The sequence below is a fragment of the Nonomuraea monospora genome, from assembly GCF_039531895.1.
Taxonomy (GTDB): domain Bacteria; phylum Actinomycetota; class Actinomycetes; order Streptosporangiales; family Streptosporangiaceae; genus Nonomuraea; species Nonomuraea monospora.
In genome coordinates this window covers 160,002-167,351 of the sequence record NZ_BAAAQX010000029.1, presented here as the reverse complement: position 1 = coordinate 167,351, position 7,350 = coordinate 160,002, and the positions used below count along the sequence as shown (strand labels likewise).

General features: G+C 69.5%; 6 protein-coding genes. All 6 read right to left on the bottom strand.

What is annotated here, in order from left to right:
* Nucleotides 1-815 (bottom strand): polyphosphate polymerase domain-containing protein (locus ABD331_RS41735; protein ID WP_344487955.1); only part of this gene is annotated, 815 nt, incomplete at its 3' end.
* Nucleotides 816-906: 91 nt separating this feature from the next.
* On the bottom strand, nt 907-2,364 hold the full coding sequence (locus ABD331_RS41730) for a sensor histidine kinase (protein WP_344487953.1): 1,458 nt from the start codon (nt 2,362-2,364) through the stop codon (nt 907-909).
* Nucleotides 2,361-3,062, bottom strand: a complete 702-nt coding sequence (locus tag ABD331_RS41725) for a response regulator transcription factor (protein ID WP_344487951.1) — start codon at nt 3,060-3,062, stop codon at nt 2,361-2,363. Before ABD331_RS41725 ends, ABD331_RS41730 begins: the two co-directional genes overlap by 4 nt.
* Nucleotides 3,063-3,479: 417 nt before the next feature.
* Nucleotides 3,480-4,367 (bottom strand): glycoside hydrolase family 16 protein, encoded by an 888-nt coding sequence (locus ABD331_RS41720; RefSeq protein WP_344487949.1) that lies wholly within the window; start codon nt 4,365-4,367, stop codon nt 3,480-3,482.
* Nucleotides 4,368-4,473: 106 nt separating this feature from the next.
* Nucleotides 4,474-5,574, bottom strand: coding sequence for a serine hydrolase domain-containing protein (locus ABD331_RS41715; protein ID WP_344487947.1), 1,101 nt, complete (start codon nt 5,572-5,574; stop codon nt 4,474-4,476).
* 305 nt (nt 5,575-5,879) lie between these two features.
* Nucleotides 5,880-7,256: an IS1380 family transposase gene (locus ABD331_RS41710; RefSeq protein ID WP_344487945.1), complete on the bottom strand. Its 1,377-nt coding sequence runs from the start codon at nt 7,254-7,256 to the stop codon at nt 5,880-5,882.
* Nucleotides 7,257-7,350 lie beyond the last annotated feature (94 nt).

The window sequence follows — 7,350 nt, the reverse complement described above, 5'->3', positions numbered from 1 at the left end:
AGGCCGTGCGCCTCGACGCTCTGGCAGTACTTGGACACCCGCACCACCTGGAGGTTGCGCTTGGCGGTCAGGTCGGTCAGCCAGTACGGCACCCGGTCGTTGGCCTTGACCTCGACGATCGACTTGCCGGCGGGGACGATGAGCCGGTTCTCGGCGTCGGCGCCGAGGTGGAAGTCCCGGTCCCGGCCGCGGATGCGCTGGTCGAAGGTGACCCGCAGGCCCACGTCGGCGTCACGTCCCATGTAGGCGTGCCGCTGGTAGCCGGTCATCGCGATCGGCCGCAGGTCGAGGCGGAGCACCAGGTCGAGCACCTCCTCCAGGAAGGCCCGCTGGGAGGGGTCGTGCTCGACCATCTGCCGCCCGTTGCACAGCCGCAGCGCGTCCCGGTACGGCAGCCGTACCCGCCGCTTCTGCGTGACCCGGTTGACCCGCTGCTTGATCTCCACGAACACCGGCGTGTCGTCTTCCACCGCGAACCGGTCGCCGTAGTGGCGCACCCGCAGCTTCCTGCGGAACTTCAGCCCCTCGATCTTCTCCCAGTAGAACCGGAGCTGCCGGGTGTCGTAGTAGACGCTCCAGATGCCGTAGCCCTTGTCGCCGCTGTGCCGGTCGCGATCAAGCCGCTGCGCGATCTCCTCCCGCAGCGCGACCGCCTCGTTCATGTCGACCAGGTACTTGATCTCGTAGCGGTTGAACGCGTGCAGCTTGCTCGGCGCCCGCAGCCGGTGACCCAGGTCGCCGCCCGCCTCCACACCGGACACTGGCTCCTCGCTGCCAGCAGCGGAAACGGCAGGCTTGCGGAACTTCTTCAGCATGTCCCTCCCTTTCGTCAGCACACATCTGACAGCACGAAACTGGGAATAGTGTGTGAAGCGTGTCTGACGTCAAGGTGAACGACCGGTGCGCTCAGCCGTCCTGAGGCTGTTCGAGCGGCAGGACGACGCGGAAGGTGGTGCCGCGGCCCGGAGCGCTCGTCACTTCGATCCGGCCGCCGTGCGCCTGCACGAGCGCCGCGGCGATGGCCAGGCCCAGCCCGGTTCCGCCACTGCCGCGCGAGCGGCCCGCGTCGGCCCGGTAGAAGCGGTCGAACAGGTGCGGCAGGTGCTCGGGGTCGATGCCCTGCCCCTTGTCACGCACCTCGATCAGCGCGGCCCTGACATGGGGGACGGGTCCGGAGCCGGCGTGGACGACCCCGGACGGGGGAGTGCCGGCGACCGCGCGCGGGGCGATGCCGACCTGGATCTCCGCCCCCGGAGGGGTGTGCTGGATGGCGTTACCGACCAGGTTGGCGATGACCTGGTGCAGCCGGTGTTCGTCGCCGAGCACGAACACCGGCTCCTCGGAGACGATCAGCCGGATCGGCCGCTCGCGGTCGCGTGCCCGGGCGGCGTGCACCACGTCCCCCGCGAGTACGTGCAGGTCCACCACGGTGGGTTCCAGCGTGGGCTCCTGGTCCATCCGGGCCAGCAGCAGCATGTCCTCCACCAGCACGCCCATGCGGGCGGCCTCGGCCTCGATCCTGCGCAGCAGCCGCTCGGCGGCCGGATCCCTGGAGCCCTGGCCGTGATGGTAGAGCTCGGCGAAGCCGCGGATGGAGGTGAGCGGCGTGCGAAGCTCGTGGGAGGCGTCGGCGACGAAATGCCGCAACCGCCGTTCTGAGCGTTCGAACTCGCGCAGCGCGGTCGCCAGGCGCTCCAGCATGATGTTGAGCGCCCTGCCGAGCCGTCCTGTCTCGGTGTTCGGGTCGGTGTCGCTGACCCTGCGGTCGATGTCGCCGCCCGCGATGGCCTCGGCGGTCCGCTCCATGCGGGTCAGCGGGCGCAGCCCCAGCCGTACGACGGCGAGGGCGAGCGTGCCGAGCAGGAGCAGCACCAGGCTGCCTACCGCGATCTCGATGACCAGGATCTGGTGCACGGTCGCCCGGTTGGGCTCCAGCGACATCGACACCGCCATCCGGGTGCCGTCGGGCATGCTCCTCACCAGGACGCGCCACTGCTCCGGCCCCGTCATGGCGGAGACGTCAACGGGGCCACGAGGCATCGCGGAGATCATCGTGGCGGGGATGTCCGGTCCGTCGGACGTCTCGGCGGGAAGGTTGCGCAGCAGATTTCCGGCGGGGGTGTAGAAGGCGATCCTGAACTGCGTCGGCAACTCGGCGCCCCGGCTCACCTCCACCGGCGGGGGCAGGGGCACCGGGCGCCTGCCGAAGGTGGCGGCCACCTCGGTGAGCTGGGCGTCCAGCTTGGTCTGCAGCGAGTGGCCGAGCAGCAGCAGGCTCGCCGTCGCGAAGGCCGCCAGGCCGGCCGCGCACAGCCCGAGCAGCGCGGCCAGCAGCCGATGCCGCAGCGGCCAGGCCGCTCTCACGACGGCCTCTGCAGCCGGTAGCCGACGCCGCGCAGCGTGTGGATCAGCGGCGGGCCATCGGCGTCGATCTTCCGCCGCAGGTAGCTGATGTAGGACTCGACGATCCTGCTCGCGCCGTCGAAGTCGTAGTCCCACACCCGATCCAGGATCTGCGCCTTGCTGACCACCCGTTCGGCGTTGATCATCAGGTACTGCAGCAGGCTGAACTCGGTCGGCGACAGGTGGATCGCCCGGCCGGCCCGCCGCACGGTGTGGGCCTGCTCGTCCAGTTCCAGGTCCGCGTACCGCAGCACGCCGTCGTCGACCTGATCCTCCGCCGTACGCGTTCTGCGCATGATCGCGCGCAGCCGCAGCACCACCTCCTCCAGGCTGAACGGCTTGGTCACATAGTCGTCGCCGCCGGCGGTCAGCCCCGCGATCCGGTCGGGCACCGCGTCCTTGGCGGTCAGGAAGAGCACCATGGGGCTGTCACCGGCCTCGCGCAGCCTGCGCGCCACCGCGAACCCGTCCAGGCCCGGCATCATCACGTCCAGCACGACGATGTCGGGCCGCTCCCGGGCCACCGCCTCCAGCGCCTGGCGGCCGTCCGCGGCGGTCCGCACGGTGAAGCCGTTCAGCTCCAGCGCCTCCGACAACAGCTCGCGGATGTTCGGCTCGTCATCGACGACCAGCACCTTTGCGGCAGGTTTTTCGTTCACGACATCGTTCTACGCACTCACGGTAAGAGAAAGGTGTGAGTCGTCGCCCGCCACTTCTCGGACGACGGCTCATGGTGGTAGGCGAACCCGACGCCCACCATGACCACGTGCTCGTCGCACCGACGCGGTGTCGGCCGGCTGCTCGGGGCCGGCGTACTCGGCGGGGGCACGGCTGATCCAGGCGGTACGGGCTCGCGCGGCCCCTCGCTGTTCATGATGTACGCGGCGGCGCCCAGGTCGCCGGAGCCGGCAACGAGGGGATGAGCACGGCCACCGCCAGCCCCGTACGGGTGCCGCGCAGCCTGATGCGCAGGAAGGCGATCGCCGCGACGGCGGCGGGTTGCCGTGCCCAGCAGATGAGCGGTTGTGTCCCGTGCAGTGGTACAGCTCGGCTCGCCCTGCCTTGCCAGAGACGCCTCAATAGTTGCGAGTGCGGCCGAACCAGACGTTGCGCGCCTGGAACGTGGTGTTACCGGACGGCCCGGGCTGCTGGCTCCAGAGGGCATCGCCCTCCTCGATGCCCGAGGCCCAGGACCCCATCTGCAAGTTGATGATCAGGTACTGCGGGATCCCGGCCCAGCCGACCCCCCGGTGGCTCGCCTTCCACACCCCGTCGAAGTAGTAGTCGAGCAGGACGTCGTCGCCGTCCTTCTCCATCCACACGCGGTACTTGTGCCAGGTGCCGGGGTCGTGGCCGGAGAGCTCGTAGCGTTCGGCGGGGTCGTTCTCGCCGGCCTCCTTGGTCCAGGTGTTGAAGAGGTTCGTGGCGTCGCCGACGTACTCCAGGATGTCGCTCTCCGGAGGCCAGTCGGGGTAGGTGCCGGTGGTCCAGAAGGCGGGCCAGATGCCCTGTCCGGTCGCCGTGCGGAACTCGCCCTCGATGTCGTACTCGGGAAACTGGTCGTTGATGATGATCTGCTCCTTGGCATGGACAGCGCCGGAGTGGTACCAGATCGGGGCGTTCGGTGCGCTGGGGCTCTGCTCGGTCGACTGGCTCAGCCGGGTCGCGGTCAGGGTCAGGACCCCGCCGGACAGCGTGACCTTGCTCGACAGCATCTTGGCGGCGCCGTTGTGGTAGCTGCCCCAGGGATAGCCGTGGTTCCATTCCTGGGTGAAGGCGGTGGCGCTGTTGAAGGAGGACTTCTCGACGAGGTTCTCCCAGGTCGCCGCGCTGCGCCGGGCGCGGGTGTCGGCCTGGGACGCGGCTCGTGCTTCGGCGGGGACCAGCGCAAGCCCCACCATGCCGGCGGCGGTCGCGGAACCCAGGGTGATGAACCTGCGGCGATCGATCATTCCCTCGGACATGTCATCCTTTCTTGACTGCTCGCCGCGGGCCATGCCGGCGTGGCGACGTGTTCTGGGGTCCGAATGGTGCAGGTGTGCCGTCGGGCTACGGCCAGCGCGGGACAGATCAATCCGTGATCAAGGCTCGGGCCTTCTTGAGGGGCGGCGTCATGACCCCGTCCTGGTTGACGAGGAAGACCACGGTGTAGCCCTTGGTGACGAAGACGTCCAGCATCGCCTCGTACCCCATGGTGGCGCCGCTGTGGCCGACGGCGCGCACGCCGTTGCGCGTCCAGTCCATGAAGCCGTAGGCGTACTTGTTCTGCGGGCCCGTCTCTACCTTGCCCTCCAGAACCGTCTCGGTGAGCTTGGCGTTGAGGAGCTTGTGCTTCCGCAGCGCCTGGGTGAACTTCAGCATGTCGCCCGCCGTGGAGATGGCGCCGCCCGCCGGCCCGGCCCCGGTGGCCTGGTCGCCGACGTCCCGCAGTTCGCCGTCCGGCAGGGAGCCGTCGGGTGCTGCCTGCCCGCCGACCCACTTCCCGCTCGCGTCGAACAGCCCGTACGGGTGGGCCATGCGCGCGACCTTGGACGGCGTGTAGGTGCCGGTGCGGGAGCCGAAGGAGGTGTCGTGCATGCCCGCGGGCTTGAGGATGTGCTTGCTCACGTACGCGTCGTAGCGCTGCTTGCTGACGCTCTCGACGATCGCCCCCAGGACGGCGAAGCCGGCGTTGCTGTAGCCGAACCTGGTGCCCGGCTCGAACTGGAGCTTCTGCTGGGCGATCGCCTTGAGCTGGGCGTCGAGGTCGAGGTCGCCCTTGCCGTCGTGAGCGGGGATCTCTCCCAGCCCGGAGGTGTGGGTGAGCAGGTGATGGACGGTGACCTTGCCGGCGATCTCGCTCGGGAGCCCGTCCACGTACTTGCCGATCGTGTCCTGGAAGGACACCTTGCCCTGCTGGACGAGCTGAGCGATCGCGACGCCGGTCAGCATCTTGCCCATCGAGCCGATGCTGAACCTGGTCTGCGGCGTGTTGGCTTTCTTCTTGGCCGCGTCGGCCATTCCATAACCCTTATTCAGCACCTCCCGGCCATTCTTGGCCACCAACACGGTTCCGGAGAATTTCCCGGCCTCGGCCAGCTCCTCAAGGTATTCATGAAAAGCGCGCCAATCCGCCGGCGAGGGGTCGGCCACCGCCTGTGCGGCTGGCTGGCCTGCCGCGACCAGCGCCATCAGGAGCGCTCCACCGATAAATACTCTACGACTGGCAGTCATTACGGTAGCCCTTTCTCGGGGTGGTTCGAGACGGGACTGTAGGGCACCGTGGCGATCTTCCCCAACTGATTGGCGGACCAGCTAATCGGATTTCACCCCGCTAGCCTCGATCTTTCATGACTAAGGATTGGTCGGCTGAGCGGTCTGGCTGAGGGTTGAATCCGGGCGACGGTCAGTGCTTCGGCCCGGCTGGCGCGCCGGGTGGGCGGGGTTCCACGAGCCCGCGGGTTTCCTTTCTGGTCGTAGGGGCGGTGGGTGGCTGGTCAGGGTGGTGCGGGCAGGGCCTGCAGGCGGTCCAGCGCGGTGAGGATGTCCCCGGCCCAGGGCCATCGCCCCGCGATGCGCAGGCGCAGTCGGCGGCCGCCGCGCACCAGCCGTCCGGCCACCGCGAACAGCCGCAGGCGCAGGCGTTTGGGCTCATAGCCGCGGGCGGCGGTGCCGGGCAGCGCGAGCATCTGCATCCAGGTGAGCAGTTCGCAGGCCAGGGCGACGAGTTCGCACCAGATCTGGTTGCGGGCGAAGTGGTGCAGGGGCAGGTTGGCCAGGCCGGTGTCCTTGGCGCAGCGGATGCGGTCTTCGGCGCGGGCCCGGCGGCGGTGGCGGAGTTCCAGGTCGGCGAGCTGCCCTTGTTTGGCGTCGGTGACGAAGCAGGTGACGCGGCAGCCGTCGACGTCGGTGAAGCGCAGCTGGGCGCCGGGGTGCGGGCGTTCCTTGCGGGCGATGACGCGCATGTTCTTGGGCCAGCCGGTCAGGTCCAGCAGGCCGGTCAGCTCGGCGACCCAGGCGCCGGGCCGTACCTGCCGGTCGGCGTCGTAGGCGGGCGTCCACGCGCTGGCGGGCAGGCGGAGCACGGCCTGCCGAATCTGCTCGGTGAGGGCGAACCCGATCGAGTACGACAGCCGGCGGCCGGGCTTGGTCAGCCAGGTCAGGAACTCGTGGGTGCCGCCGCCGGAGTCGGTGCGGATCAGCACCTGGCGTCGGCGGTGCTTCGGGAGTTGGGCTAGGGCCAGCCGGGTGGCTTCGATGTGGTCGGTGGCGGTGTTGGATCCGGCGTTGCCCGGCCGCAGCACGATGGCCAGGGGTTCGCCGGAGCCGCCCGGGCCGTGGTCGGCGAAGACGGTCATCGGGTGGAAGCCGAAGGTGTGTTTCCAGGTCGGCGCGGCGTGCTGTTTGTCGGAGTGGGCGATGACGATGGTGGCGTCGAGGTCGAGCGGGATCAGCTCGCCGTCGCTGCCCGGCGCCGCGTGCCCGGCCAGGTGCCAGGCACGCTCGCGGGCCAGGGCCCGCGCCGCGCGCAGGGCCTTGAGCGCCTTGGCCTCGTCGCGGGCGAGCCGGTCGATCAGCCGGGAGACGGTCGGGTCGGAGGCGACCGGTCCGAACAGGTCGGGCTGGGCGCGCAGCAGGGCGATGTCGGCCAGGCAGTCGCCGCCGAGGGCGAGGGCGAGGGCCAGGTCGGCCACGATCTTGCCGGGGTCGTGCACCGTGCGGGCCGGTCGCCAGCGCTCCAGCTGCGCCGACAGCGCCCGGTCCAGGCCGGTGACGTGCAGGGTCTTGAGTAGCAGCAGGCTCCCGGCATGGGACAGCAGCCCGGTGCCGTCTGCGGAGGCGGTGATGGTGCGATGGGAGGCGATAGTCTTCACGTGGAAAGTGCTTCTCGATCTGGCGCGGACAGGACTCTAGACAAGCCCCATCCTCCCAGCTCAGAAGCACTTTTCTCATGTAGTCGATCAACCT

Coding starts and splice junctions, on each gene's coding strand:
- ABD331_RS41715 (WP_344487947.1), bottom strand. CDS start 5,574: ATGGCGCTGGTCGCGGCAGGCCAGCCAGCCGCACAGGCGGTGGCCGAC.
- ABD331_RS41720 (WP_344487949.1), bottom strand. CDS start 4,367: ATGTCCGAGGGAATGATCGATCGCCGCAGGTTCATCACCCTGGGTTCC.